Origin of the sequence: Burkholderia theae, from assembly GCF_048565265.1 — a bacterium.
In the GTDB taxonomy this organism is placed as follows: domain Bacteria; phylum Pseudomonadota; class Gammaproteobacteria; order Burkholderiales; family Burkholderiaceae; genus Burkholderia; species Burkholderia theae.
Window position 1 is genome coordinate 588,989 of the sequence record NZ_CP183463.1, and the last position, 26,440, is coordinate 615,428.

The following is a 26,440-nucleotide window of genomic DNA, read 5'->3' on the forward strand; positions in this document are numbered from 1 at the left end:
GGGGACTCCCGTCAGTGAAGGATCGTCGACAGCGGCTTGCCCGAGCCCGCGACCGACTGCAGTTCGGTTTCGGTCACGACGCGGCTCCACATCGCGACGTCGGAGAAGCTCTCCACGTTCGGCTTGACCGTCGTGCACGCGTTGACCGTGTAGCCGCCGCTGTAATGGCTCGCCGGGTAACCGCACGCGAGCATGTGGTACTGGCCCGTGCCGTCCTCGTTCACGCCGAACGTCTTCGTGCCGAGGCCCGGCAGCGCGCTCGCCGACACCGTGAGCGGCGTGCTCTGCTTCTGCTCGCCGAGCACCGGGTCGAACGTGTAGGCCGTCATCGTCTTGCCGACGGTGTCGATCACGAACGCCGCGTACACCCACTGGTTCGCGGTCACGCTCATCGTCTTCAGGTCGTTGCGGTTCGTGCCGTCGCCCGCGTTGTACTGGATGTTGCAGGTGCCCGACGGCGCGCCCGACGCCTGCGGGAACAGCCCGATCGCGATGCCCGCGTTCTTGCCGCTCTGCCAGTTCTTGTTCGCGAACACCGGCGTGCCGAAACCGACCACGTCGGTGCACGGCGTCTTCACCCACATGCCGATCGTGAACTGCGCCTGCGTCGCGATGTCGGCGTTCTGCACCAGCTTGTAGCCGTCGTAACCGTTCGCGTCGACGGTCTGCGTCGTCACCTGCAGCGCCTGCCCGCCGAACGGATCGGCGGTGAGCGAACCGCCGTTCGCGGCGGCCGAGAACGGGCCCATCGTGCTCGCGTTCAGCGCATCGACGGCCGGCAGCGCGCCGAACGGGTAGTACGACGCGAGGCCATTCTTGAGCGTTGTCGCGAGCGGCGGCGGCGGGGGCGGCGGCGGCACGTACGCGATCTGCGCGATGCTGCCCACGGGCGCGCCACCCGCCGTCACCACGTAATCGAAGCTGTAGGTGCCGGCCGCAGTCAGGCCGAGATTGCTGTCGGTATAGGTCGTCGTGCCGGCGGGCAGCGTCGCGATCTGCTGGCCCGCGCGGTAGATCGCGATCGCGCCGCTCGAAGGTGCGGCCCACGTCAGCACGACGCTGTGGCCGTCGGTGCTCGTCGTGCCGGCGAGCTGCGACACCGGTTGCGCGCCGATCAGTTCGCCGCCGTCCATTTCGTACGCGGACGGCGCGGGCAACGCACCGAATTGCGCGAGCACGGTCGGCGCGATGTCCGCGATGCTGGCGCGCGTGTGCAGGTCGGCCAGCGACGCCGGCTGCGCGGCGCTGCCGAGGCGCCCGTTGTCGGCCTGATTCATCGCGATGAAGGTCGTCGCTTCGGACAGCAGCGGCAGGCCGTCGCTGCCGCCGGCCGCGTTCAGGCCGTGGCCGCCGGTCACGACGACCAGCCAGTTCTCCTTGTTGCGCTTCGCGGTTTCGGCGACGAGCGCGCCGACGGCCGCGTCGAGCTGCTTCAGCGTATTCGCGTACGCCGACGCGCCGAGGCCGTAGTTCAGCGCCGCATCCTGCGCCGAGTGGTATTGCGCGACGACCAGCGAGTAACCCTGCTGGATCATCGTGGTGCTTTGCTGCGTCACGCAGCTGTCGACCGCCGCGCAGTTCGCGAGCGTGTCGAGGTTGCCCGCGTTGCGCCCGGCGGTCAGCAGCGACGCCAGCGCCGGCGACCCGACGGCCGCGCCGAGCAGGCCCGCGTTCGCGGTCTTCAATGCGTCGAACGCGGTCGGCGCCTGCAGCGCCTGGTTCGGCGCGTCGGACAGCACCTGGTGGCGGTTGCCCCATGCACCGGTCAGCAGCGTGGCCCAGCTCGGCGTATCGAGGTTCGGCTGCTGCGACAGCAGCCCGTTGACGCCACCGCTATAGGCGGGCGCGACATGCAGCTTCGCGAGGTTCGGCAGCGTGCCGCCAGCGATGCCGGCCGTCAGCGCCGCGTACGTCACGCCGTCGAGCTCGATCACGAGCGCGCGGTTCGCGACCTGCTGGCCCGGCGGCGTGCCGCCGTTGCCGGTGCCGTTATCGGTGCCGCCGGCCGCGTTCGTCGCCGTGCCGCCGGACCCTGCCGTGCCGTCCATGTTGCCGCCGCACGCGCCGAGCGCGCCGACCAAGGTCAGCCCGCACAGCAACCGTGCGAGAGTGGTCTTCCGCATGTTTCCCCCTGATTGGAATATCCGGACACGCCCGGAGATCTGCCCGGATTCTGCTCAGGGGATGCGATGCGCGTATTTCGTTTTGCAGAAGCGCGCCGATACAGGTATCAGTATTTTTGGGGCGGGCCGGACCCGCGGAACGGCCGGCCCGCCGATGGAAACGTTACCGCCCGTCGCCGAGCGAACCGAGAATCTGGTACGCGACCTTCACGCGATCCTCGATCGGGTAACTACGATTCGCGAGCATCACGATCGCGATCCGCTTCGCGGGGACGAACGCGACATACGTGCTGAAGCCGTTGGTCGAGCCCGTCTTGTTGATCCACCTATTCGGGTTCGGCGCCAGCGGCGGCGTGATCGCGCTCGCCGGCGTCGCGTTGAACAGCATCTTCGGCGCGTTGCCTTCGAGCAGCGTCGGCAGCGCGACCGGATACGGATACTGTTCCCAGATCAGATCCTGCGTCAGCGGCCCCGAGCGGAAATAGCCGGTGTGCGTGCGTTCGATCGCGCGCTGCAGCCGCGGTGCCGTGTCGACCAGCCCCATGTTCGCCTGCACGAAGCGCAGCAGGTCGGCCGCGGTGGTCCGCACGCCGTACGCCGGCTGCCACAGCATGCCGCCCGTCATCCGGATCGGCTTGCCGTCCTGCGTATAGCCCTGCGCATAGTCGGCCTTGCGCGCGTCGGGTACGTTGATATACGTATGCGTCATCCCGATCGCGGGGAACAGCCGCTGCTCCATCAGCACGGCGAAATCGCGGTTCATCGCCTTCGCGGTAAGCCACCCGAGCATCCCGATCGCGACGTTGGAATACGTGCGGCGCGTGCCGGGTGTATACGCGGGCCGCCACGCGTCGAGATAGCGCATCAGGCCGGCCTCGTCGTGGATGCTGTCCGGCACCTGCAGCGGCATCCCGCCGGGCGTGTGCGTGCCGAGCTGGAGCAGCGTCAGGGCACCGAACGGCTTGCCCTGCATCGCGGGCAGGTACTTGCCGGCCGGGTCCGACAGCGACAGCTCGCCGCCCTCCTGCGCGTCGGACGCGAGCGTCGCCGTCAGCGTCTTGCTGACGGAGCCGATCTCGAACAGCGTGTCGCCGGTGACGGGCTTGCCGGTTTGCGTCGACATCACGCCATAGTCGAACACGTAGGGCTTGCCGTCGGCGACGATGCCGATCGCCATGCCGGGAATGGCGTACTGCTTCATCAGCGGCGCGACGTGGCGGGTCACGGTGGCGTGGATGTCGTCCTGCGTGACTGCGGCCGCGCGGCCGGCCGTCGCGGTGGCGCACGCGGCGACGAACAGGGTCGCGGCGAAGCGGGTCGCGTTGAATCGCATGGTTGCGGTTCCTTTGGTATCGGATGGTTGCGTGAACAACAGATCCGGCCGCACCGCGCGGAAATCACGGCGGCCGGCCTGTCGAAGCAGGACTATCCGCTACCGGCCGGCCGCCAACAATCGACGATATGTTGCGCGAGCCTAAAGAAAATCTTATGAGATACGCGCGTTGCCGGATTGGCTCGCGTGCAGCCGTTTCAAGCGCCGTGAATATGAACGGCCGATGCGCGATTGCAGGAAGCCGAGCGCGACCGGCAGATCAACGACAACCAAGCGATCGAGATGGGCGCGCGCGTCAGCCCGGCAGCCGGTCGAGAAAGTCCAGCATCGCCGCGTTGAACCGCGCGGGCCGCTGCAGCGGCGCGAAATGGCTCACACCGGGCAGGATCGTCAGCGTTGCGCCCGGAATCGTGCGCGCCAGATACGCCGCATGCTCGGGCCGGATGAATTCGTCGTGCTCGCCCTGCACGATCGTCACCGGCACGGCGATCGCCGCGAGATCCTGCGCGCGGTAATTCGGTTGCGTGCGCATCATTTCGCTGACGGCCGCGACGAACGCGTCGAACTGGTCCGGCGTCGCGGACAGTTGTGCGTAGTCCTTCCGGTGCCGCGCGAAACAGCGGTCGATCAACGGGCTCGGCACCATCTCCTTCGTGCCGCCCGGATCCATGTTGCACGCGAAGAAGAACACGCCGGCCGCGCGTTCCGGCGCGCGGGTGGCGAGCACGAGCGCGATGCACGCGCCATCGCTCCAGCCGACGAAGCGCGCGCGGCCGATGTGCAGCGCGTCGAGGACCGCGAGCACGTCGGACGCCATGCGTTCGTAGGAATAGGGTTGGTCGTCGCGCGTGCTGCGGCCGTGGCCGCGGCTGTCGATCAGGATCGCGCGGTAGCCGGCCGCGAGCAGCGCGGGCACCTGGTTGCCCCAGTTGCCGCCGTGACCGAGGCCGCCGTGCAGCAGCACGACCGGCGGGCCATCGCCGAACGACGCGTGCCAGATGCGCGCGCCGTCATGTTCGAGCCATCCTTCGGCATCGGCCGCCGGCAGCGGCGTGCCGCCGTGCGCGTCGAAGCGGACGAGTTCGTCGTCGTCGAGTTCCGCATTCATCGTTCTGCCGTCCTTTCGAGGGAGACGAGCTTGCGATTGTAATGCGTACGACGAAAGCGGCCGCGACGATCGCGCGGCCGAAGCGCGTCACGCCTGCGTCGACACCAGCCCGCCCGACGACGAGCCGCCCGACTTCTCGATCGCCGCGGCAAGCTGCGAGATCGCCGTCGCCAGCGCCCCCGAGATCGCGCTGGCTTCCGCGCTCAGCGACTGCTGTTCGATCGCCGCGGCCGGGTCGTCCTTCGCGCGCTGGGCCGCGCTCGCCATCTGCCGCTCCAGCGTCGCGAGCTGCTGCTGCAGCCGCTCGATCAGCGCCTTCAGCTGGTTGACCGCCGGGCTGTCCGACGCGCCACCCGATGCGCCGAGCGTTTCGCCGGTGCCGCCGGCCGAATCCTTCGTGCCGGTGGTGCCGGTCGTGCTGGTCGTGCTGGTCGTGCTGGTCGTGCTGGTCGTGCCCGTGGTATCCGTCGCGCCATCGGTAGACGAAGTCGCGGCGGATTGAGTCGACGTCGCCGTCGCGGCACCCGGCGACGCGTTCGCGCTCAGGCTGCCATCGGTCAGCGGGGATCGCGCGGTCGTGGAGAAATCGATCTGCATCGTATCGGTCCGTGTATCGGTAAATGCATCATGACAGGGGGCAGGAATTGCCTTCCAACTCGTTTACGGCATTCGTCACACGAAACTTGAGTATCGGGGCCGGACGGATTTTCGCGAGGATCGCAGCGCTTGAGCCCCGAAAGGGCCAGATTCGCGACGAAGCGACGCTGGTAAAATTGCCGCTTCGCCGGCCGGATCCGCGCGCCGATCGCCTCCGGGCTCGATCGCGCAACGCCGCCGGTGTCGATCCCGCCCGTTCGGGCGCGGCACGCAACGCGTGCCAGCGCCGCCGTCACGGCTTCGCGGGTCGCCTTTTCCGTCCGCCTTCGTGTCCCGCTCGCCGGTTCGAGCGGCCAGCGCCGTGCGGCACGTTGACGTCATCACGCATTCGAGGAACTCACGATGGCCCGCATCGGCGCCTTCTGCATCACGACGTGGCTTGCCGCCGCGATTCTCTACTTCGGCCAGCACTCCGTCGCGATGATGGTGCTCAGCGGTGTCGTCGTCTTCGGCGGATTCGATCTGCTGCGTCCGTAACGCGCATCAGCAGACCGCGAACGTCGGCACCGCCTGATCGACCGCCAACGCGCGCTCGTTGAACACCACCGGCACGCCGCCGAGCCCCAGCCTGCAGTTCGGGCGATCGAGCCGCCACCCGTCGACCCGCAACGCGACGCGCGACACCGGCGCGCCGCTCGCGTGCGGCAGGTCGATCGCGATCTGCCGCTTCGCGCCCGGCACGAGGTTCAGGTAGTTGTCGCTGTAGAACGCGGGCAGCACGCGCGCGCCGGTCGACGGATCGAATACCTGCAGGTGCGTCATCAGCGCGAGCGTCGCGCCGACGTTGGCGACATCGACCGTGATGCGTGTCGTCACGTCGTCGGCCTCGGCCGCCGTCGCGCTGATCGCAACCGCCGCCCCCGGCATCGTGTCGAGCGATGCGTACGCGTCGTCGCCACCGTCGCGCTGCCGCCAGTAGACATTCTCCGCCAGCATATTGCCGCCCGAATCGACCAGCGCGAGCGCGACGATGCACACGTCGGATTTCGCGGCGGCCATCGCCGACGCCAGGTTCGCCACCACGCGATACGACGCCTTCGCGACGCCGCCGACATCCGCGGTGGTCCGGCTGCTCAGCGTGCCGTCCAGGTTGTACACGCGCATCTCGACGCGGCCGGTGACCGACGCCGCCGTGTGATTCGCGATCGTCACATCGCCGGTATTCGCATCGAGGATCGCGTTGACGCGGCGGCACCCGTGCCGAACCGCGAAAAACGACGCGTGCTCCTCGAGATCGTGGCTGTACATCTGCCACACGAAACTCGGTTGCGCGGGGTTCGTCATCCACATGATCACGCCGGTGGCCGGCGACGTGATCTTCCCGGCCACCGGGCCGATCATCACGGCCGCGTTCGCCTCGTAGATCGAGCGAATGCATTCGTAGTTCATCATCTGCGCCTTGCGCACGAAGTCGGCGAGATTCCGGATCGCGCCGTAGCGCAGCGCCGTCATCGCGATGTACCCGGCGCCGCCCTGCTTGCCGACCGCGTCGTAGTACGCGCCGTTACCGTTCATGTCGCGGTCGGCCCAGAAGTCGTCGGGGCATTCGACCGAACCGGCCGGCAGCATCGCTTCGACACATTCGAGCGTCGGGATCGAATGCGAGCCGACTTCGTTGTGAAACGCAACCGACGTCGTGCCGTAGCCGCGGCCGAACGCGGCCTGCGGCGACGCCCAGTTGTACGGCCCGCCGGACGAATAGCCGTTCACCGCGCCGGCGCCGGTGTCGCCCGCCGAACTCGTGAGGCACAGGCGTTGCGGGTCCAGCTCGGCAACGAGCGCGTCGAGCCCCTTGACGAGCGCCGGCGGCGGCGCGCCTTCGTTGCCGCCGCACCAGAGCAGGATCGACGGGCGATGACGGTTGCGTGCGATCACGTCGCGGATGTTGTCGAGATCGCGCGGCACGTTGGCGGCGCCCGACCCGTCTCCTTCGGTCGAGAAGAAGAAATCCTGCCAGACGAGGATCCCGTAGCGATCGCATGCGTCGAAGAAATCGTCGCTCGTGCTCTGCCCGTTCCAGTTGCGGATCAGGTTGAGATTCGCGTCGCGATGGAGCCGCACCTGGTTGAACAGCCGTTCGCGCGGAATGCGCTTCAGCGCTTCGTCGAGCCCCCAGTTGCCGCCCATCACGAGGATCGGCAGCCCATTCACGGTGATGCTCAACTGCGGGCCCATGCCGATGTCGCGCGCGTAGTCGATGCGGCGCAGGCCGATGTTCAGCGTGCGCTCGTCCGACCGCTTGCGCGCCACGTCGATCCCGATCGTCACCGCGTAGAGATTCGGCTCGCCATACCCGTTCGGCCACCACAGGCGCGGCTGCCTGATCGACAGCGCCGCGATGTCCGACGACGTGAGCGACACCTTCATCGGAGTGCTCGATGCGGGAATCGCGATGTCGTGGCGGAACGGCGTGCCGTTGCCGATGGTGCCGACGACGGTCGCGACGAGGTCCGTGCCGGAGCCGTTGTCCAGTTCGAGATCGAGCCGCAACTCCGCGCGCGAAAGATCGGCGGACAGCGTGTGGGCGATATTGATCGCCGCGATACGCACCGCGCCGGTCGTGAACCACGCGACCGGTTGCCAGATGCCGAGATTGCGGTCGGGGATCGTCGGCAGCCAGTCCCAGCCGGCCGAGCAGAAGAACGTCGGCCCGTTCTTCAGCGTGACGCCGGTCGGGCCGCCATTGCGCCCGCCGCGCGTGACGCCGCTCTGGTAGTTCGGCAGCAGCGGCCCTTCCGAGAAATCCAGCTTGACGACGCGCACCGCAAGGCTGGCCGCGCCGCCCGCCTGCGGCACCCGCCGCGTGATGTCGAACGCGCCTTGCTTGAACGCGCCTTCGAGCCGGCCGACGAGCGCGCCGTTCAGCCAGATCTCCGCGCAATAGTTGACGCCGCCGAAGCGCAGCCACAGCCGCTGCCCCGGCTGTCGGGCCGGCGCCGCGAAGGTCGTCCGGTACCAGTAGTCGGTGTCCTTCAGCGTATCGGGAATGGTGTCCGTGACGATGCGCCCATGGAATGGATCGGGATACTTGCCGTTGACGATCATGCTGTTCAGCACGGTGCCGGGCACCGTCGCCGGCGCCATGCCCGTCACGCCGGCGGCGCTCGACAGTTGCGCGCCGCTCGCGCCCGGCAGGCTGCTCGCGGACGCGAACGTCCAGTGCTCCGACAGTTCCTGCGCGGCCAGCAGGCTGTGTTCCGGGTCGGCCGGCACGCCCGGCGCGATGGGCGTGACCGTCGCCGGCCCGTCGGCGCCCGGTGTGCCGGATACGCCCGACGTCGAATCGATGTCGCCATTGCAGCCGGCGAGCCAGCTCGTGCCGACCAGCGCGGCGCTGTAGGACAGGAATTTCCGGCGTTCTTTCGATGTCACGTTGTGTTCCTCCCTGATTGCGTCGTCGTCAGTGCGAGCTGGCCTGGCGTATCCGCATCACGTCGGACGAACCGCTGGCCGTCATGCGCGTGTAGTCCGCATTCGGCCCGGACGGCGGCGTCAGGTTGTCGGCGGCCGCCCATTGCGTCGGCGTCGCCGACAGCGCGTAGTTCATCGTGCCGCCGTTGGCGATCGTGCCCAGCGGCAGCCACGAGCCCGCGTAGTCCGCGCCGTTGACCTTCAGCGACCGGATATACGCGAACGACGGGTGACCCGAGTCGTCCATCGTGACCTGCTTGTCGCTTTCGAGCCGCAGCATCTTGCCGTTGCCGAACCAGACGGTGATCCCGCTGAACTGCGGCGTGGACAACGTGAGCCCGGCTTCCGACGGAATGACCGGGAACATGCCGAGCGCCGCCCACACATACCAGCTCGACGTCGCGCCCATGTCGTCGTTGCCCGGCAGCCCGTCGCGGCCGGTCGTGAACGCCTTCGACATGATGATCGGGAGAACGTACTGTGCGCCGCTCGGCTGCCCGGCCCAGTTGTACCCCCACGGCGACTGGAATGACGGTTCGTTGCCGATGTACAGGTTGTCGGACGATTGGCCGCCGTTCAGGCCGCTGGAGGCCGGCACGGTCGAGAACGGCGTCGTGACCGCAAACAGCTTGTTCAGCCGCGTGACGGCCGCCTGCTTGCCGCCGATCGCGTCGATCAGCGCGGTCCAGTCCTGCGCGAAGGTCCAGAAGTAGTTCGGCTCCGTCGATTCATGGAACTCACCCGACACGAGCGTGCCCAGCGTACCGGGCGGCGAGCCGGCCGGCGGTGCATTGCGCGCGGCAATCACCTTGTTCGTGTAGTCGAAGATGTTGCGCCACCAGCCTGCCCGCGTGTACAGCGTGCCGATGTTGTCCGGCGTCACGCCGACCGACGGCGCGTTCAGCACGCTCGCCGGCAGCGCCTGCAGGAATGCGGCCGCCGAGCGGTCGCTCAGCACGCGCTCGATGGTCGCGGACGACGAGTGGCCGTCGTCGCTCTGCGACAGGTAGTGGGCCGACAGGAAATGGGCCAGCCCCCCATCGCTCGGGCGGTCGTTGCAGGCACTCGACGGGTCGAACACGGATTGCCTGGTCAGGCGTGCGGCCGACACCAGATCGAAATCGGTCGCGCCGAACTTATAGGCGCCTGCAATCACGTTCAGTGCGTTGTCGCCCGCCATCGGCGTCGAGTCGTCGCTGCCGTCGACCCAGTGCGGAAATGCGCCGCATTGCAACGCGTCGACGACGAGCGACTGCATCATGTCGCTCGATTCCTTCGGTGCGAGCAGCGCCAGCAGCTGCGCCTGAGACCGGTACGTATCCCACAGCGAGAAGCCCGTGTAGTGGTTGCCCGCGCCGCCCTGCGAACCGTCGCCGCGCCGGAACGCATAGTCGCCGACCCTGGCCGTCGCGCGCGGCGGAATGGTGCCGGTCTGATCGACCGACTTCGGATAGCTGCCGTCCGCGTTCCTCGGCTGGCGCATGCTGCGGAATTCGCCGTTCGTGTCGCTATAGAGCGTCGGCGTGCCGAACACGTGATAGAGCGCGGTATAGAACTTCGTGAGGTTCGCCTTCTGCGTTGCGTTCAGCGACGCGGGATTCGCGGCCTGGTCGATCTGGATCGTGTTGAGGCGGTCGTTCCACAAGCCTGATGCGTTCGTGCGTGCATCGTCGAACGCCAGCTTCTCGCCTTCGTCGTGCAGGTTGCGCTGCGCGTTCTCGACGCTGACCGACGAGACGCCGACCTTCACGGTCACCGTCCTGTCCGCGTCGGTCAGGTCGAATTGCAGCGTCGCCGCGCCGTTGCTGGCGGTGTTCACCGCCGACGTGCCCGCTTGCTTGCGCAACGGCTTGTCGAAAGTGGCGTAGAAGTACACGGGCGCATTCCACACCGTGCCGTACGGCGTGCAGAACGCCGGCGCCACGGCTTGCCCGCTCATCGACTTGCCGTCGCTCGCGATCGCCAGCGCGACGTTGTTCGCGGTGACCTTCGTGCTGCCCGAATCGCTGTTGCCGTTCAGCTTCGCGTCGATCGAGAAGAAACCCTTGTCCTTGTTCGTATACGTGAAGCGTGCGATGCCGGAGCGTGCGGTCGCGCTCAACTCCGTCACGATCCCGTTCGCGAGGCGGACCTTGTAGTACCCGGGTTCGGCCGTTTCATCCGCATAGTTGTACCCGATGCCGGTCGGTTGGCCGCCGGACGCGACCGCGGTCGCCGCATCGCTCGGCAGCATCGCGACCGCGCCCTGCCCCGGACAGCCGACGCCGCTCAGGTGCGTCACGCTGAAGAAGTCGATCGTGCCGCCCGACCCGCCCGACGACAGGTAGCCGCCCGAACCGTTGAAGTCGTAGCGCGGCGTGTTCGGCCCGAAATTCACCATCCCGAACGGCACGGTCGCGCCCGGGCTCACGTTGCCCGCGTAACCGGAGTCCGAATTGACCTGCGTGCCGATGAGCGGATTGACGAACTGCGTCAACTGCATGTTGGTGCGCTTGGGCGGAGTCGGCTGCGACGGCTGCCCCGGTTGCGACGGCCCCGAAGTCGGTGGCGGCAAGGTCGACGGCGTGTCTCCCGCGCCGTTGCTGGCCGTCGAAACACTATTCACGTCGTCGCCGCCGCATGCGGCAAGCGCTGCGCAAGTCAGTGCAGCGACGATCAAGAGTCGTGGATTTTTCATTTTTCGTTTAGTGATGTTAATTAAAATGAATCGTCCGGCGTCGACCACCGCCGCCCTCCTCCTGCATCCGGGAATGTCACAGGCTTCCCAGGGGCTTACAGTGCCGTAACGACTGTTTATTCACCACGAGAAGTTTCCCGAATTTTCAGTTTGTTTAACTAAACAATCGGGAGTTAAGTGGCTTTGGGTACAAATTGCCGCTGTTTGTTGCGTTGCAGCGGCGCTGGAGAGGGTCGTGCATCGGCAAGCACCCGGCAAAATCCGGGCGCCGCGTGACCTCGGGGATGAGAATGAATCGCCGATGCTCGCGCCGGCACGTGCGTCAGTGCCGGCGTCGGAGCGATACGATGCGCATCAGCGCGGCAACGTCCTCAACGACGACGGCCCGCCCGTCAGCGCAATCCGCTTGCCCGTATCGTGCAGCTTGCCGCCTTCCACCGCATACAGCGCAAGCTGCCGTTCGACGTTGAACTGCACGATCACGTGCCGGCTGTCGGCGGTGAACACGATCCCCTGCGCCGCTTCGCCGCCGGGCAACTCGCTGGTCTTCACGGCCTGCCCGTCGCGGATCTCGAACAGCAGCACCTTGCCGATCTTGTGGCGGCCCGGATTGTCGGGCGTCAGGTTCGAGCCGTCCATCGCCTGCACGGCGATCCACTTCCCGTTCGGCGAAATCGCGACGCCTTCCGGCAGCGACGGCACCGTCAGGTACTGGACCGTGCGGAACGGCACGCGCGACACGTCGATCAGCGCGATCGAATCCGCGTCGCCCGCGAGTGTGCCCGTATAGCCCGGCAGCCCCGCGAGCCCGACGTTGCTGACGACGGCCCAGCGGTTGTCGCTCGACACGTCGATCGTGTACGGCGCGACGCCGGTGCTCAGGCGCGTGCCGCTGTCGGTCACCTTGCCGTCGTCGACGTTCAGCACCGCGACGCCCTGCTCGTCGCGCAACGACACGAGCGCATGCTTGCCGTCGTGCGTGAAGCTGATCCCGGCCAGCCGCTTCTTGCCGATCTTCAGATTGCCGTCGAGCGTCGCATGCGTGCCGTCGATGCGCAGGATCGAGACGCTGCCGTCGACGTTCGCGACGAGCGCGAGCCGGCCCGAGCGGTCGATCGCGATCCCTTGCGGATGGGCGCCGAGCTCGATGCGCGTGATCGCGGGCGGCGCGGCGTCGAGATTCACGACCTGCAGGAACGTGTCGTACACGAGCTGCTTCGCGGCCGTGTCGTAACGCGTCGGTGCGCCGACGAGCGCGAGCTTCGCGTCGGGCGTGATCGCGACCGCCTGCGGCGGCCCCTGGATGCCGTTCTCGACATCGACCTGCACGGCAACCTTCGGCGGAAACGTGCTGGCGTCGAGCAGCGTCAGCGTGTCGGCAGGCGGTGAGGCCAGATAGGTGTCGCGGCCTTCGACGCGCTGATACTTGCCGTCGTTGCCGGACACGATCCAGTCGGCGGCGTGCACGGCAACAGCGGTCGTAACGAGGGTCAGCGCGGCGAGCAGGCGCGCGCTGCGCAGGTGGAAAGGCTTCGAATGCATGGCGGTCGGGTCTCCGGATCGGTTGCGGACGCAATGGATTGTTCGACCCTGCTGCTCGACGGGTCGATGCCATCGCATGATGCCCGAAAGCGGACGAATCCGGCGTCTCGCGCCCGTTTCCGTCAGGCCGTCGTTCGCGCGCCAGGCTCCCACCGGCCGACGTCGTCGAGCGGATACACGGGCCGCGCAAGCCGCTCGTAGCGAAACAGCCCGTAGTCCGAGCCCGTCACGCCGCGGCTGTCGCATTCGACCAGCGCGGCCGCGATCGGCACGAACACCGGCCGGCAATACATCCGCGACTTCAGCAGCAGGAAGCGCGCGCGGCGTGGATCGACGCCGACGCTCTCGAACACGCCGAGATCCCACGGCTCCTGCGTGCGTTCGGTGACGACGAGCGTCGCCGCGCCGATGTCGAGCACGGCCGTGCGGCCCATGTAAGCGCGCTGGCCGGTATACGTCGGCCCCGTGATCACGTATTCGCCGTCGGTTATCGCGCGCACGACGCCGGTCGCGCGGAACGGCTCGCGCCGCACGCCGCCGTGCGACGGCAGCCGGTTGCCGACCGGCACCGTGACGGTCGCGCCGACGCCTGCATCGATCAGCGCCGCAACGGCCTGCGGGTCGCACAGCGGCCCGCTGACGATGCCGTCGAGCCCGTGCGCGAGTGCGGCCTCGAGCAGGTCCATCGTGTCGCACGGGCCGCCCGACATGCAGTTGTCGCCGTGATCGAGCATCAGCACGGGGCGATCCGCGTCGCGCGCAAGCGCCGCGGCCTGCGCGACCGACTCCGCGAGCGGCGCGCTGCGGTACACGAACTCGTCGCGTGCCGCCCAGATCTGCCGCGCGATGCGCTCGGCCACCGCATCGGCCGCGGCACGGTCGCCGTCGGCCACCACGACAACGCTGATGCACGGCGCGGGGATATCCGCGAGCGAGAAGCCGGGCAACACCGACACCGCGAGCATCCCGTCGGCCTCGGCGGCACGCGCGGCTTCCACCGCGCGCCGCATCGCGCCTTCCGCGCTCGCGCTGCGCAGCGTCGACGTCATCAGCGGCGGCTGCCGCCACGCGAGCACGGGCCGCGCGCGACCGCTGAGCCGGTCGAGCAGCACGCGCGCCGCATGCTCGCCGGTCTCATACATGTCGACGTGCGGATAGGTCTTGAAACTGACGATCACATCCGCGTGGTCGATCATCTTCTGCGTGACGTTCGCATGCAGGTCGAGCGCGACCGCGATCGGTGCGTCGGGCAGCGCCGCGCGCATGCGCGCGAGCAGGTCGCCCTCGCCGTCCGCGCTCTGCTCGGCGACCATCGCACCGTGCAGGTCGAGCATCACCGCGTCGCAGCCGGGCGCGGCCGCGACGATCGCATCGCAGATCGCCGCGTAGGCGTCGGCCGCGACGGGCCCGCTCGGGTTCGCGGCCGCCGATACCGGCGTCACGACTTCCGCGCCTTCGCGCTCAGCCGCGTCGAGGAACGCGGCCATCGCGGTGCGCATCCCGTAATTCGCGCGATACGCGTCGTCGCCCCAGTCTGGGCCGTTGCGACCGAATGCGGCAAGCGGCGTCGGCACTGGCGAGAACGTGTTGGTCTCGTGGTTCATGCGGGCGATCAGGATCTTCATCGCGCGCGGCCCTCCGCGAGCGCGGCCGCGCCGCGCATGCCCCCGGTCATGTCCAGAACCTGCATCGTCGAACTCCTCGCAATCGATGAAACGGCGCGGCGCCCCGCAGGACGCCCTCGCCCGGTTGGCGCATCCGCGCGTCGCTCAAGCGTACCCCGTCGTGCCCTTCGTCTCCAGATATTCGACGAGGCCGAACTCCGCATACTCGCGCCCGTTGCCCGAGCGCTTGTAGCCGCCGAACGGCGCGGCCGGGTTCCATGCCGGGTAGTTGATGTGGACATTGCCGACCCGCAACCGTGCCGCGACCCTGCGTGCACGTTCGAGATCCGTCGACTGCACGTAGGCCGCAAGCCCGTAGACCGAATCGTTCGCAAGCGCGACGGCCTCGTCCTCGGTCCGATAGGTCATGATCGACAGCACCGGCCCGAAGATCTCCTCGCGCGCGATCGACATGCCCGGCGTGACGTTCGAAAACACCGTCGGCCGCACGTAGAACCCGTCGCCGAGCCCGTCCGGCCGCCCGAGGCCGCCGGCGACGAGCGTTGCGCCTTCTTCGATCCCGAGCCGGATGAAATGCTGGATGCGGTCGAACTGCGTGCGGCTGACCACCGGCCCGATACCGGTTTCCGGCGAACGCGGATCGCCGACGACGGTGCGTTCCGCTTCCCGGCGCGCGGCCTGCTCGGCCAGCGCCAGATGATCGGCGTGCACGAGCATGCGGGTCGGCGCATTGCACGACTGGCCGCTGTTGCTGAAGCAGCTGCGCACGCCGCGCGTGACCGCATCCTCGATGTCGGCGTCGGGCAGGATCAGGTTCGGGCTCTTGCTGCCGAGTTCCTGGTGTACGCGCTTCACGGTATCGGCGGCGGCCTTCGCGACCTCGACGCCCGCGCGCGTCGAGCCCGTGAACGACACCATGTCGACATCCGGGTGCCGCGACAGCGCGTCACCCACTTCATGCCCGTAGCCGTGCACGAGGTTGAACACGCCGGGCGGCACGCCGGCCTCGTGCAGGATCTCCGCGAACAGGATCGCGCTGAACGGCGCGATCTCGCTCGGCTTGAGCACCATCGTGCAGCCGGCCGCGAGCGCCGGCGCGACCTTGCACACGATCTGGTTGATCGGCCAGTTCCACGGCGTGATCAGCGCGCACACGCCGATCGGTTCGTGCGACACCAGCAGCGAATCGGTCTGCGTGCTGAACCGGAACGACTGCAGCGCGCGGATCGTCTGTTCGAGGTGCGCGGTGCCGACCGCGGCCTGCATCGCACGTGCGAATGCAATCGGCGCACCCATTTCCTGGCTGATCGTTTGCGCGACCTCTTCGTAGCGGCGCTGGTAGATCTCGAGCACGCGCCGCAGCAGCGCGACGCGCTCGTCGACCGGCCAGCGCGAGTACGTGTCGAATGCGCGCTTCGCCGCGCCGACCGCGCGGTCGACGTCGGCCGCGCCGCCGATCCTGAGCTGCGCATACGGCTGCGCGGTGGCCGGGTCGATCACGTCGATCGCCGGCGCGCCGGCCGGATCGAACCACTGGCCGTCGAGATAGGACTGTTGTGACGTTCGCATCGAATGCTCCTGTTATGACGGATGCCGGCGCCGCGCTCAGCGCGTCGCTCGCGCATAGGTGTCGACGAGGATGTCGCGAATCTGCGCGACGAACCACACGATCTCGTCGCGCGACATCACGAGCGGCGGCGAGAACTGCACGATCGGCGTACCTTCGTGATCGACGCCCGCGCGGCACAGCAGCCCCGCGTCGAAGATCGCGGGCGCGAGCAGCGTCGACACGAACGCCTGCGCGCTGATGCCGGCCGCCCAGCGGCGCGCGGCCTTGTCGGTCACGAGTTCGAGCGAGTAGTGATAACCGTCGCCGCGCACGTCGCCGACGCACGGCAGTTCGAGCAGCTCGTCGAGCGTCTGGCGGAACACCGCTTCGTTGTCGCGGACGTTCGCGAGCACGCCTTCGCGCTCCATGATCGCGAGGTTCGCGAGCGCGGCCGTGCATGCAACCGGATGGCCGCCGTACGTCGCGCCGTGCAGGAACATCTGCTGCGGCCCGTCGAGCACCGCATCGACCACCGCGTCGCTCGCGATCACGCCGCCGAGCGGCACGTAGCCGGACGCGATGCCTTTCGCGAACGTCATGATGTCCGGCTTCAGCCCGTAGCGCGCCGACCCGAAATATTCGCCGAGCCGGCCGAACCCGCAGATCACTTCGTCGGCGACGAGCAGCACGCCGTGCCGGTCGCAGATGTCGCGCAACCCGGCCGCGTAGCCGGCCGGCGGCGTCAGGCTGCCGCCCGCGTTCTGCAGCGGCTCGACGACGATTGCTGCGACCGTATCCGGCCCTTCCTGCACGATCAGCGATTCGATCTCGTCGAGCAGGTGGCGCGTGAACTGCGCTTCGGTCTCGCCCGCCGGGCGGCCGTAGCGCTTCGTGTTGCCCACGTGCCGCACGCCCGACATCAGCGGCTCGAAATGCTTGCGGAAGTTGGTCATCCCGTTCAGCGCGAGCGCGCCGAACGACGTGCCGTGATACGCGACGCGCCGCGCGATGAACTTGCGCCGCTGCGGCTCGCCGCGCGACTGGTGATACTGGCGCACCAGCTTGATCGCCGCTTCGTTCGATTCCGAGCCGCTCGACGTGAAGAACACGCGGTTCAGGCCTTCCGGCGCGAGCGCCGCGAGCTTGTGCGCGAGCCGGATCGCCGGTTCGTGGCCATAGCCCCAGTTGGTCGCAAAGGGCAGCCGCACCATCTGCTCGCGGATCGCGTCGCCGATCTCCGCACCGTGGCTGTAGCCGACCTGCACGCAGTACAGCCCGGCCAGCGCATCGAAATAGCGCTTGCCGTTGCGGTCGACGAGCCAGCAGCCTTCGCCGCGGTCGAACACGGTCAGCGCGTGGTCGCGATACGCATCGGCATGCGTGAAGTGCATCAGCAGGTGGCGCTTGCCGAGCGCCTGCAGGTCCGCGTCGAGACTGACGTCAACAGCGTTCATGGGTCATTCCTCCTTCAGGGTTTCCAGGCCGGCATCGCGCGACCGGCCATTCAATTCATCGACAGCGTCGGCGCCGGGCGCGTGAAGCCGCGCGTCAGCCACACGAGCTGGCAGAGTCCGAGCACGAGCCAGCCGATGCCGACGTAGAACGTCTGGCGCGACAGTCCCGACCAGAGCCACACGTTCATCGCGAAGCCGATCGCCGGCATCACGCCGAACGTGATCCAGCCCGCGACATGGCGGTGCTCGGGCCGGCACAGATAGCTGCGCATCACGCACAGGTTCACGATCGCAAACGCGACGAGCGCGCCGAAGCTGATCATCGTCGACGCGAGATCGAGCGTGATGAACAGCGCGGACAGCGACACGACGCCGACCGCGAGCGTCGCGCGCACCGGCGTGCGCAGCCGCGCATGCAGGTGGCCGAACACGCGCTCGGGCAACACGCGGTCGCGGCCCATCGCGAACAGCACGCGCGTCACGCTGGCCTGCCCGGCCATCGCGCTCGCGAAGCAGCCGGCCACGTACACCGCGACGAAGAACGCCGACAGCGTGCCGCCGCCGATGCGCCGCATCAGTTCGAGGCTGGCCGAATCGAGATCCTTGAACGCGTGCCAGTCGGGGAACACCACTTGCCCGGCATACGCGATCAGCATGAACAGCAGGCCGCTTGCCAGCGTGCAGAGCAGGATCGCGCGCGGCACCGTGCGCCGCGGCTCGTGTGTTTCCTCCGACAACGTGGTGACCGCATCGAAGCCGAGAAACGACAGGCACAGGATCGCGGACCCGGCGAAGATCGCGTGCGCATCGCCGGACGTCGGCAACGCAACCGCCAGCGACAGCCCTTCGCCGGCTGCGACCTGCGCCGATGCGATCACGAAGATCGCGATGAACACGAGCTGGCTCGCGATCAGAATGAGGTTCACGCGATTGACGAGCCGGATGCCGACGATGTTCAGCCCGGTGATCAGCACGATGCTCCCGACGATCCACACGCTGGCCGGCACCATCGGAAACAGCTGTTTCATGTAGATGCCGATCGCGAGGTAGCTGATCATCGGGATGAACAGGTAGTCCATCAGCAGCGCCCAGCCGACCATGAAGCCGGCCGACGTGCCGAAATTGCGGCTCGCGAACGTATAGGCGGACCCGGCGCTCGGCATCAGCCGCGCCATGTGGCCGTAGCTGCGCGCGGTGAACAGCATCGCGACCAGCGTGACCGCATACGCGGCCGTCAGATGCCCGTTCGTTTCGCTCGTGACGAGCCCGTAGGTCGTGAACACCGTCATCGGCAGCATGTACGCGAGGCCAAAGATCACCAGCGTCGAGAGTCCGAGCAGATGCGGCTTGCGGCGTCCGTCCGCGTCGTCTCGATGCATGCGCGGCCCGATGTCATTCATCGCGGCGACTGATGCGGATCGACCTGGCCTGTCGTTGTCCATGCTGTCCTCACGTGAGTGGCTTCGATGACTTCAACGCTCGTTCGCGCGGCACGGCCGGCGTGTCACGATTCGAAGAAAGTGTGGTGCGCCAAAAAATCGAGGACGAATGAGAAAAGCGGACGTAATCGGGGGATATTTCCGGACGCATTGCCGCGCGTCGCGCCGGCCGGTCGTCACGGATGCTGCGCCGCACTGGCGTTTCGCGGACATTCCGGCTATGTTCTACGCGAACCCGTCGCCCCGTCAGCCCCATGGATAGCAGGTCTCATCGAAACCAGAGCAGGGCCGAGCGCAGCCTGCGTTCGTCGCTCGGCCTCGCGCGTCCGGCCGGACGCCAGGAGGACATTCCCGCCACCGTCCACGCGATCGCGGTCGCGCTGGACGAGTGCCGCGTGCGGCACATCGACAGCGCCGCGCTGCTCGAAGGCACGGGGCTCGGCGCGGACGAAGTCGCATCGCCGAACCTGCACGTGAATCGCGGCCAGGAACAGCGCTGTTTCAGCAACCTGCTGCGCTGCAGCGGCGTGCCGTCGATCGGGCTGTCGATCGGCGCGCGGCTGCACGTGTCGACGCTCGGCCTCGCCGGTTACGCGATGCTGATCAGCGGCTCCGTGATGCAGGCGTTCCGCTGCATGAGCCAGTTTCCGCTGTTCATGGGGCTGTATTTCGACGTGCGTATCGACGCGCATGCGGACGGCATGAGCGTGACGATCGGCCGCTACAACGGCGAGCCCGATCTCGAGGTGTTTCAGGTCGACATGTGCCTGTCGAGCCTGCGCCTGATCGTGTCCGATCTGGTCGGCAAGCCGGTCTGGCCCGAGCAGCTGCAGCTCGCGCGCCGCACGCCGCGCAACGCGGCCGACTACGCGCGCCACTTCGGCTGCAAGGTCGCATTCAATGCGGGCGACAACCGTCTCGTGTTCACGTCCGTGAACGGCACGGAAGCGCCGCGTCTCGCGAACGAAGTCAGCTTCAATGCACTGCACGGCCAGTGCGAGGCGCTCGAACGGCAGTGGGCCGCGTCGGTCGGCACGCGCTTTGCCGATCGCGCGAAGGAGCTGATGGCGCGCGACCTCGCGCGCTTCAAGTCGATGACGGCGCTCGCGGACGCATTGCACCTGACGGAGCGCACGCTGCGCAGGCGGCTCGACAAGGACGGCATCACGTTCCAGTCGCTGCTCGATGAAGTGCGTCACGACGAAGCGGTGCGGATGCTCGACGATCACACGTTGACGGTTGCGGCAATCGCCGAACGTCTCGGCTACAGCGAGCCGCGCAGCTTCCGTCACGCGTATCGGCGCTGGACGGGCAAGACGCCGCGTGCCGACGCGGACGTCGACGCGTGAAGCGGACCGGTTAATGCTGCATGACCGGCATCACGACTTCTTGCACACGTAATCCATCACGAGTGATGGCGCGATTCTACGTTCTTCGCTCACGCGTCATGCAGGCGAATCGACTCGCGTAGAATGCGCGCATCAAATCAACCAGAACGGGGCCGCGGCCGCTTGCCGATTCCACCCGAGACGCGTCTGCCGATGCAGTCGATACGACTCGCAACGACGCAGCGCAATCATCGGTAACCGCGGCGGCGATCGACGTCGTCGCCTGCCCGGGCGAACGTCGCCGCGACGCTCGTCGACCGACGAAGCATCCATGAGCAAACCGATCCTGTACCTCCTCGCCGGCAACGGCAGCGCGGCCGACTGGTGGGACGATGCGCTGCCCCACTTCCGGCACTACCGGCCCGTGCCGCTGGAACTGCCGGGCTTCGGCGACCATCCCGCGCCGCCCTGCGAAGACCTCGCTGCGTACGCGCAAGCGCTGCTGGAGGCGACCGAGCCGGGCCACGCGATCATGGCGGTCGGCGTGAATGCGCTGCTGGTGCTGCACGCGTTGCAGCGGCGCCCCGGCCACTTCAGCCGCAGCGTGCTGCTCGCGCCCGTCGGTGCGTTTCTGTGGGAACGGCGCCTGCCGAAGCTGATGGCGCCGAAGCCGCTGCGCAAGACCATCCACTGGCTGCTCGCGCACTACCCGACGCTGTTCGCCCGCAAGTTCTCGAACCAGACGTGGACACCCGCGCAGTACCGCCGCATGGGCGCCGGCTATGCACGCTGCCGCGCGTTCCTGCCGCACTGGGATCTCGTGCGTGCCGATACCGCGCTGCCGCTGCTCGAATGGGTCACCGATCGCATCGAACTCGTGTGGGGCGACCAGGACAACGTGCTCGGCGTGCGCCAGGCCGCCGCGTGGTCGGCCATCCTCGCGCGCGCCGACCTCACCGTCACGCTGCAGGCGGGCTGGGGACACTATCCGTGGATCGACGCGCCGGCGGCGTTCGCGCAATGGCTCGAAGCAGGCGACGCCGGCTTCGTCGCGCACACGAAAGGCGGGCGCCTGGCGCTGGCCACGATGGCCGGGCTGCCCGTGCCGCCCGCGCTGTCGCTGACCCGCGCCGACGACCCGCGCCTGCCCGGCTTTCTCGCGAGCCAGCCGGACGCCGTGTGGGCGATCCGCTCGTCGAGTCATGGCGAAGACCAGGCCGATGCGGCCAATGCCGGCCTGCACACCACGTTCCTGCGCGAGCCGGCATCGCAGGCGGCCGCACGCGTGGCCGAACTGCTCGACGGCGGCCTCGAGGAAGCAGTCGTGCAGCGCTTCATCACGCCGGTGCTGTCCGGCATCGCGTTCGTGCGCCATCTCGCGGTCGAAGTGGAATGGGTGCAGGGCCACCTCGAAACGCTCGCCGACGGGCAGGCGAGCCCGCAGCGCGCGATCCTGTCGCGGCTCGGCGAGCCCTGGCAGAGCGGCACGTTCCCGACCGCGCACGGCCTGACCGCACAGCAGCTGTGGACCTTCCTGCAACGCGTGCTGCGCGCGTTCCATTACGTGCCGGGCGATGTCGAATGGGCGTGGGACGGCACGCAACTGTGGCTGCTGCAGTACCGCCCGATCAGCAGCTACGGCTGGCACCGGCACCTGACCTCGGCCAACATCGCCGAGATCCTGCCGCCGCAGCCGAGCCGGCTGGTCGAGTATGCGCAACGCCGCGCGGCCGGCAGCATCCCGGCCATCATGGCGCGCTGGGATGCGCGCGTGCTGCGCGACAACGAACCGTTCACCGCGCTCTATGGCGGCGCGTCGTACATCAACAACGACCTGTTCCTCGCGCGCCTGGCCGACTGGGGCGTATCGGCCGGCAACTACAGCGGCGAGATCGGCGGCGCGACGCCGCCGCTGCGCTGGCGCCCGCTGCGCCTGCTGCGTTCGCTGCCGGTGTTCTGGCGCATGCTGCGCGTCGCGCGCGGGCACCTGCCGACGCTCGAGCGCGGCTTGGAGCGCTTCGACCGGGAACTCGCGACGCTCGTCGAACAGCGCGCCGACGGCCAGCAACTGGCCGACTGGTTCACGCGCTTCTACGTATTCGTCGTGCAGGGCAACCTGTGCATCGCGGCATCGCTGGCCAGCAGCGGCGGCGCCCTGTGGGGACGCCCGCCCACCGTCTACGGCCAGCTCGACGACAGCCCGCACCGGCTGCCGTGGGAAACCGATCCGGGCACCGCGCGGCCCGCGGCCACGGACCTGCCGCTGCAGGCGTTTCCCGACTGGCCGCTGCCGGTCCGCGTGCTCCACACGCTCGGCGCGCCCGGCATGCGCGGCTGGTATCTGCAGGTGCGCGAATGGTATCGCGACAACCTGATGCGCGTGTTCTTCCGCCTGCATCATGCGATGCCGGCCGCCGACCGCGACGCGTGGTTCGCCCCCCATCCCGAGCGCCGCGAACGCAACGGCAGCTTCTGGCAGGACGGCGGCGAAGGCACCGACGAGGCAACCGGCTTCATGATCTATCCGGGCCACACGCAGGGCGTGCTCGGCCACGACATCCTGCTGGAAGACACGCTCGACCCGGGCCGGCACGCGCAATACCAGGCCGCGCGCGCCGTGATCGCCCGCATGGGCGGCCGGCTGTCGCACGGCGCGACGCTGCTGCGCGAACTGCGCAAGCCGTCGGCGGTGCTGCCGCGCGTCGATGCGGCCTGGATCGGGCGCGAAGTGCGGCTCAGCGACGGCCGGCTGACGCTGGTCGAGTAAGCGCCCGCCGTCGTGTTGAACGGCACGGCGGCGGTCGCTACACTGGTCCGGCGAATTCCGGAGACCCCACATGAAAGAAGCGCTCGCAAAACTGTCGGCGGACCTCGAACGGCTGCTCAAGCTGCGCAGCATCCCGTTCGGGATGAAGCTGTTCGAACGGCGCGAGGACATGGAAGCCGTGCCGCGCATTCGCCGCCCGAAAGCGATCCATTCGCTCGACCAGATCGTCGGGCAAACGGCGCGGCTCGGCTTCACGCTCGGCATCACCGCCGACGACCTGGTCGGCGCGCAATACCGGTCGGTCATCGGGCTCGGCCACGCGAAGGATGCGGAGTGGACCTCCGGCCAGCAGATGGCAGGCGTCTGGTATGCAACGCAGGAGGATTCGCGTGCCCATCAGGCCGCGATGCACTGCGTGCCGGACGGCAAGTACGAGGCGCTCGTCGTGTCGCCGCTCGCGGCCGGCCGCATCGAGCCCGACATCGCGCTGTTCTATGCAACGCCCGGCGCAATGATGTACTTCATCAACGGCCTGCAATGGTCGGGGTACAAGCGTTTCGACTGGAGCGTGGTCGGCGAATCGGCATGCGCGGATTCGTGGGGGCGCGCGCTGACGACCGGGCAGCCGAGCCTGTCGATCCCGTGCTACGCGGAGCGCCGCTACGGCGGCGTGCTCGACGACGAGATGCTGATGGCGTTGGCACCGGATGCGCTGGAACAGGCCATTACCGGGATGGAGGCGCTGGCGCGGAACAGGCTGCGCTACCCGTTCGCACAGTACGGCATCCAGCAGGACGTTCGCGCGGGGATGGAAGTCAGCTACCCGAAAACGACATGATGCGTCGCGGTCGACCGGAGCCGGAATCGGACTTCAGCGCAGCGGCGTGCGGATCTTGCCATCCACCTTCAGCGTGCGCCGGTCGTGCGCGGCCTCGTATTCGACCGTCTGCGCGGGCGTGACCGCGCCGTACGACCGGCCGTTCACATAGACGATGCCGTCCCGCAGTTCGACCTTGTCGCCGTTGACCATCGCGGTGGCCCGCTCGCCCTGCAACACCGCGCCCGAACACCCGGCGGTCGAAAAGCTGCGGACCGACGTGCCCGGCATCGCGGCGTTGCCGCCCGGGTCCGCCGCGTTCGCCGCGCTGCAGGGCGGCGCATCCATGCTGCCGGCCGCGCGGAGCGTTCCCGCGCTGATGCCGCATCCGGCCAGCAACGCAATCGTCATCGGCAACAGCTTGTTCATGGTGATCTCCGTGGTCCGTGACCGCGGATTGAAATCGCGGCATCACGTCGACTGATGGCCCTTGCCTGCAGGTCGACCAGATGCACCCAGTATGCGACCACTTCACGGCGTCCGGCCATCCGCTTCACTACCATTCACCGCCGATCCCTGCCGGCTGGTCCCGACCCCTGAATCCGCTTCGACGCCGCCGCCGGAAACAACCGGTTCGCGTGAAAATCCGCCTTGATCAAGTTGTGACTCGCAACTATTATTGATTGCGATACGCAACCATTTCGGGCAAACCATGGATCTCATCGACGCTCCCGCCAAGCCTCGCGACGCGACCATCCTCGAGCTTCGCGACTTCTCCCGCAAACTGGTCCGCGAGCTCGGCTTCATGCGCGCCACGCTGGCCGACAGCGACTGGGCGCCGTCGGCCGTCCACGCGATCCTCGAGATCGGGATGACGCCCGGCATCAACGCCAGGGATCTGGGCCATGTCCTGCGGCTGGACAAATCGAACACGAGCAGGCAACTCGCCCGGCTCGAGGCAGCCGGTGTCGTGGAGCGGCGCGTGTCGAGCGACGACGCACGTGCGACCGAGTTGTACCTGACTGCCGACGGGAAAAAACTCCAGAAAAGAATCGACAAGTTCGCGACGGATCAGGTGTCGAATGCGTTGCGTCGCATGATTCCCGCCGACCAGCAGGCGCTGCTGCGTTCCCTCGCGCTGTATGCCGATGCGCTCGCGCAGGACAACGCGGCCAGGACGCCCGCCGCGACACCCGAAGCACTGCCGATTCGCGAAGGCTATCAACCCGGCTGCATCGGCGACATCGCGAGCCTGCACGCACGCTTTTATTCGGAGCACTGGGGATTCGGCGCCTTTTTTGAAAAGCGCGTGGCGACCGAGCTTGCCGAGTTCGCGGGCACGTTGCCGGCCGACGGCAAGGCGCTTTGGCTCTGCCAGGAAGACGGGCGCACGCTCGCGTCGCTCGCGATCGACGGAGACCCGGCGACTGGCGTCGCGCACCTGCGATGGTTCATCGTCAACGATGCGCTGCGCGGATCGGGCGTCGGGCGCCAGCTCATGACGCAGGCGATGCGCTTCGTCGACGCGCAGCGGTTTCGCGAGACCTACCTGTGGACGTTCAAGGGCCTGGATTCGGCGCGCCATCTGTACGAGTCGTTCGGCTTTGCGCTGACCAGCGAATCCGCGGGCACGCATTGGGGAACCGAAGTAGTCGAACAACGCTTCAGCCGGCCGGGGCCAGGCTGCTGATGGTCAACGGGCAGCGTCCGTTCCGAATGCCGCTATAGTCTGTCGACGAACCATTTCCGACTCGCCGACACAAGGACGCAACGCATGTTCGAACGTCTCGCGGCCCTCGCGCTCTGCGCGGCGATCACCGCGCCGGCCGCCGCAGCCGACATCGACCCGATCGACCAGCAGATGACGCTGTGCCTGAACGACCCCGAGCACGCATCGACGGGCGGCCAGGACGAATGCATCGGCGACGCGGGCCGCGCATGGGACGCGCGGCTCAATGCCAGCTATCGCGCGCTGCAGGCATCGCTGCCGGCCGCGGACCGCCCGGCACTGCTGCACGCGCAGCGCGCCTGGCTCGCACGCCGAGATGCCGACCTGAAGCTGATCGATGCCGTCTACGCGACGACGCACGGCACCGTCTATGCGCCGATGAATGCAAACGACGTGATGAGGCTGACGCAGCAACGCGCGCAGACGCTGCAGCGCTTCGAATCGGATCGCGCCGCACACCGCTTCAGCATGACCGGGCGTCTGCCGCCGGCAACCGAAACAAAGCCCGAACGTGTCGCAACCGTCCCGCAACGCGGCGCGCGCTTCGAACGCGCGCACTGCGCGACACTCGTCGATCTCGACGCAATGGGCCGCTGCGCGGCGCAGGCCACACCGCTGTATCTGCAAGACATCGACGACACGACGAAGGCGATCGAGCGTCGCCTGCCGCGCACGTCGCGCGATGCGATGCGGATGTCGTCGCAGAAATGGCAGGCGTTTGTCGCCGCCCAGCCGCCGCTGATCAGTGCGCTCTACCCGGCTGCAAATTCCGCCGGCGTGAAGCCGCAGGTCGCGATCGAAATGCGCGACGAAGCCGCCGCGCGCCTACAGCAGCTCGTGTACGCCGAAGACAAGATCGGCGCCGATTGATGCGGCGGCAT

18 protein-coding genes are annotated in these 26,440 nt (G+C 68.1%); 6 read left to right on the plus strand and 12 right to left on the minus strand.

Going from position 1 to position 26,440, the window contains the following annotated elements; all coding sequences use genetic code 11:
* Window positions 1-11 precede the first annotated feature (11 nt).
* The 4 genes from ACN22W_RS35435 to ACN22W_RS35450 form a co-directional block, all read right to left on the minus strand.
* The gene (locus ACN22W_RS35435; protein WP_419690669.1) at window positions 12-2,123 is read right to left on the minus strand and encodes a hypothetical protein; all 2,112 of its coding nucleotides are present in this window, start codon (window positions 2,121-2,123) and stop codon (window positions 12-14) included.
* A 163-nt stretch (window positions 2,124-2,286) separates the two neighbouring features.
* Complete coding sequence (gene ampC, locus ACN22W_RS35440; RefSeq protein ID WP_419690670.1) at window positions 2,287-3,456, minus strand: class C beta-lactamase; 1,170 nt, start codon at window positions 3,454-3,456, stop codon at window positions 2,287-2,289.
* A 295-nt stretch (window positions 3,457-3,751) separates the two neighbouring features.
* Window positions 3,752-4,564: an alpha/beta fold hydrolase gene (locus tag ACN22W_RS35445; RefSeq protein ID WP_419690671.1), complete on the minus strand. Its 813-nt coding sequence runs from the start codon at window positions 4,562-4,564 to the stop codon at window positions 3,752-3,754.
* 87 nt (window positions 4,565-4,651) lie between these two features.
* Window positions 4,652-5,161 (minus strand): hypothetical protein, encoded by a 510-nt coding sequence (locus ACN22W_RS35450; protein ID WP_419690672.1) that lies wholly within the window; start codon window positions 5,159-5,161, stop codon window positions 4,652-4,654.
* A 402-nt stretch (window positions 5,162-5,563) separates the two neighbouring features.
* Between ACN22W_RS35450 and ACN22W_RS35455 the strand changes: the two genes are divergently transcribed.
* Window positions 5,564-5,698, plus strand: coding sequence for a hypothetical protein (locus ACN22W_RS35455; RefSeq protein ID WP_048248033.1), 135 nt, complete (start codon window positions 5,564-5,566; stop codon window positions 5,696-5,698).
* Between the two features lie 6 nt (window positions 5,699-5,704).
* Here the strand turns inward: ACN22W_RS35455 and ACN22W_RS35460 are convergent, their stop codons facing one another.
* The 7 genes from ACN22W_RS35460 to ACN22W_RS35490 all read right to left on the minus strand — a co-directional run bounded on the left by ACN22W_RS35460 (window position 5,705) and on the right by ACN22W_RS35490 (window position 18,921).
* Window positions 5,705-8,593: a glycoside hydrolase family 2 protein gene (locus tag ACN22W_RS35460; protein ID WP_419690673.1), complete on the minus strand. Its 2,889-nt coding sequence runs from the start codon at window positions 8,591-8,593 to the stop codon at window positions 5,705-5,707.
* A 28-nt stretch (window positions 8,594-8,621) separates the two neighbouring features.
* Window positions 8,622-11,309, minus strand: a complete 2,688-nt coding sequence (locus tag ACN22W_RS35465; protein ID WP_419690674.1) for a glycoside hydrolase domain-containing protein — start codon at window positions 11,307-11,309, stop codon at window positions 8,622-8,624.
* 354 nt (window positions 11,310-11,663) lie between these two features.
* A complete protein-coding gene (locus tag ACN22W_RS35470) occupies window positions 11,664-12,851 on the minus strand; it encodes a beta-propeller fold lactonase family protein (protein WP_419690675.1) in 1,188 nt (395 codons plus the stop codon).
* Window positions 12,852-12,973: 122 nt separating this feature from the next.
* Window positions 12,974-14,476, minus strand: a complete 1,503-nt coding sequence (locus tag ACN22W_RS35475; RefSeq protein WP_419690676.1) for a M81 family metallopeptidase — start codon at window positions 14,474-14,476, stop codon at window positions 12,974-12,976.
* A 144-nt stretch (window positions 14,477-14,620) separates the two neighbouring features.
* Window positions 14,621-16,045, minus strand: a complete 1,425-nt coding sequence (locus ACN22W_RS35480) for an aldehyde dehydrogenase family protein (protein WP_419690677.1) — start codon at window positions 16,043-16,045, stop codon at window positions 14,621-14,623.
* Between the two features lie 36 nt (window positions 16,046-16,081).
* On the minus strand, window positions 16,082-17,479 hold the full coding sequence (locus ACN22W_RS35485) for an aspartate aminotransferase family protein (protein WP_419690678.1): 1,398 nt from the start codon (window positions 17,477-17,479) through the stop codon (window positions 16,082-16,084).
* Window positions 17,480-17,529: 50 nt separating this feature from the next.
* On the minus strand, window positions 17,530-18,921 hold the full coding sequence (locus ACN22W_RS35490; protein WP_419690679.1) for an APC family permease: 1,392 nt from the start codon (window positions 18,919-18,921) through the stop codon (window positions 17,530-17,532).
* A 251-nt stretch (window positions 18,922-19,172) separates the two neighbouring features.
* Here ACN22W_RS35490 and ACN22W_RS35495 point away from each other — a divergent pair, with 251 nt between their 5' ends.
* From ACN22W_RS35495 to ACN22W_RS35505, 3 genes are all read left to right on the plus strand, one after another.
* The gene (locus ACN22W_RS35495; protein WP_129517660.1) at window positions 19,173-20,267 is read left to right on the plus strand and encodes an AraC family transcriptional regulator; all 1,095 of its coding nucleotides are present in this window, start codon (window positions 19,173-19,175) and stop codon (window positions 20,265-20,267) included.
* 310 nt (window positions 20,268-20,577) lie between these two features.
* Window positions 20,578-23,013, plus strand: a complete 2,436-nt coding sequence (locus tag ACN22W_RS35500) for a PEP-utilizing enzyme (protein WP_419690680.1) — start codon at window positions 20,578-20,580, stop codon at window positions 23,011-23,013.
* A 70-nt stretch (window positions 23,014-23,083) separates the two neighbouring features.
* Entirely contained in the window at window positions 23,084-23,851 is a 768-nt protein-coding gene (locus ACN22W_RS35505; RefSeq protein WP_419690681.1) for a DUF169 domain-containing protein, read from the plus strand.
* A gap of 33 nt (window positions 23,852-23,884) precedes the next feature.
* Here ACN22W_RS35505 and ACN22W_RS35510 read toward each other — a convergent pair whose 3' ends face one another.
* Window positions 23,885-24,259, minus strand: a complete 375-nt coding sequence (locus tag ACN22W_RS35510) for a sugar ABC transporter ATPase (protein ID WP_193102424.1) — start codon at window positions 24,257-24,259, stop codon at window positions 23,885-23,887.
* 283 nt (window positions 24,260-24,542) lie between these two features.
* Here ACN22W_RS35510 and ACN22W_RS35515 point away from each other — a divergent pair, with 283 nt between their 5' ends.
* Both ACN22W_RS35515 and ACN22W_RS35520 read left to right on the plus strand, forming a co-directional pair.
* Window positions 24,543-25,520 carry a bifunctional helix-turn-helix transcriptional regulator/GNAT family N-acetyltransferase gene (locus ACN22W_RS35515; RefSeq protein WP_419690682.1) on the plus strand — a complete coding sequence of 326 codons (978 nt, stop codon included), beginning with the start codon at window positions 24,543-24,545 and terminating at the stop codon, window positions 25,518-25,520.
* 84 nt (window positions 25,521-25,604) lie between these two features.
* Entirely contained in the window at window positions 25,605-26,429 is an 825-nt protein-coding gene (locus ACN22W_RS35520; protein ID WP_419690683.1) for a lysozyme inhibitor LprI family protein, read from the plus strand.
* Window positions 26,430-26,440: the final 11 nt, after the last annotated feature.

Coding starts and splice junctions, on each gene's coding strand:
- ACN22W_RS35435 (WP_419690669.1), bottom strand. CDS start 2,123: ATGCGGAAGACCACTCTCGCACGGTTGCTGTGCGGGCTGACCTTGGTC.
- ampC (WP_419690670.1), bottom strand. CDS start 3,456: ATGCGATTCAACGCGACCCGCTTCGCCGCGACCCTGTTCGTCGCCGCG.
- ACN22W_RS35445 (WP_419690671.1), bottom strand. CDS start 4,564: ATGAATGCGGAACTCGACGACGACGAACTCGTCCGCTTCGACGCGCAC.
- ACN22W_RS35450 (WP_419690672.1), bottom strand. CDS start 5,161: ATGCAGATCGATTTCTCCACGACCGCGCGATCCCCGCTGACCGATGGC.
- ACN22W_RS35455 (WP_048248033.1), top strand. CDS start 5,564: ATGGCCCGCATCGGCGCCTTCTGCATCACGACGTGGCTTGCCGCCGCG.
- ACN22W_RS35465 (WP_419690674.1), bottom strand. CDS start 11,309: ATGAAAAATCCACGACTCTTGATCGTCGCTGCACTGACTTGCGCAGCG.
- ACN22W_RS35470 (WP_419690675.1), bottom strand. CDS start 12,851: ATGCATTCGAAGCCTTTCCACCTGCGCAGCGCGCGCCTGCTCGCCGCG.
- ACN22W_RS35475 (WP_419690676.1), bottom strand. CDS start 14,476: ATGAAGATCCTGATCGCCCGCATGAACCACGAGACCAACACGTTCTCG.
- ACN22W_RS35480 (WP_419690677.1), bottom strand. CDS start 16,045: ATGCGAACGTCACAACAGTCCTATCTCGACGGCCAGTGGTTCGATCCG.
- ACN22W_RS35485 (WP_419690678.1), bottom strand. CDS start 17,479: ATGAACGCTGTTGACGTCAGTCTCGACGCGGACCTGCAGGCGCTCGGC.
- ACN22W_RS35490 (WP_419690679.1), bottom strand. CDS start 18,921: ATGGACAACGACAGGCCAGGTCGATCCGCATCAGTCGCCGCGATGAAT.
- ACN22W_RS35495 (WP_129517660.1), top strand. CDS start 19,173: ATGGATAGCAGGTCTCATCGAAACCAGAGCAGGGCCGAGCGCAGCCTG.
- ACN22W_RS35500 (WP_419690680.1), top strand. CDS start 20,578: ATGAGCAAACCGATCCTGTACCTCCTCGCCGGCAACGGCAGCGCGGCC.
- ACN22W_RS35505 (WP_419690681.1), top strand. CDS start 23,084: ATGAAAGAAGCGCTCGCAAAACTGTCGGCGGACCTCGAACGGCTGCTC.
- ACN22W_RS35510 (WP_193102424.1), bottom strand. CDS start 24,259: ATGAACAAGCTGTTGCCGATGACGATTGCGTTGCTGGCCGGATGCGGC.
- ACN22W_RS35515 (WP_419690682.1), top strand. CDS start 24,543: ATGGATCTCATCGACGCTCCCGCCAAGCCTCGCGACGCGACCATCCTC.
- ACN22W_RS35520 (WP_419690683.1), top strand. CDS start 25,605: ATGTTCGAACGTCTCGCGGCCCTCGCGCTCTGCGCGGCGATCACCGCG.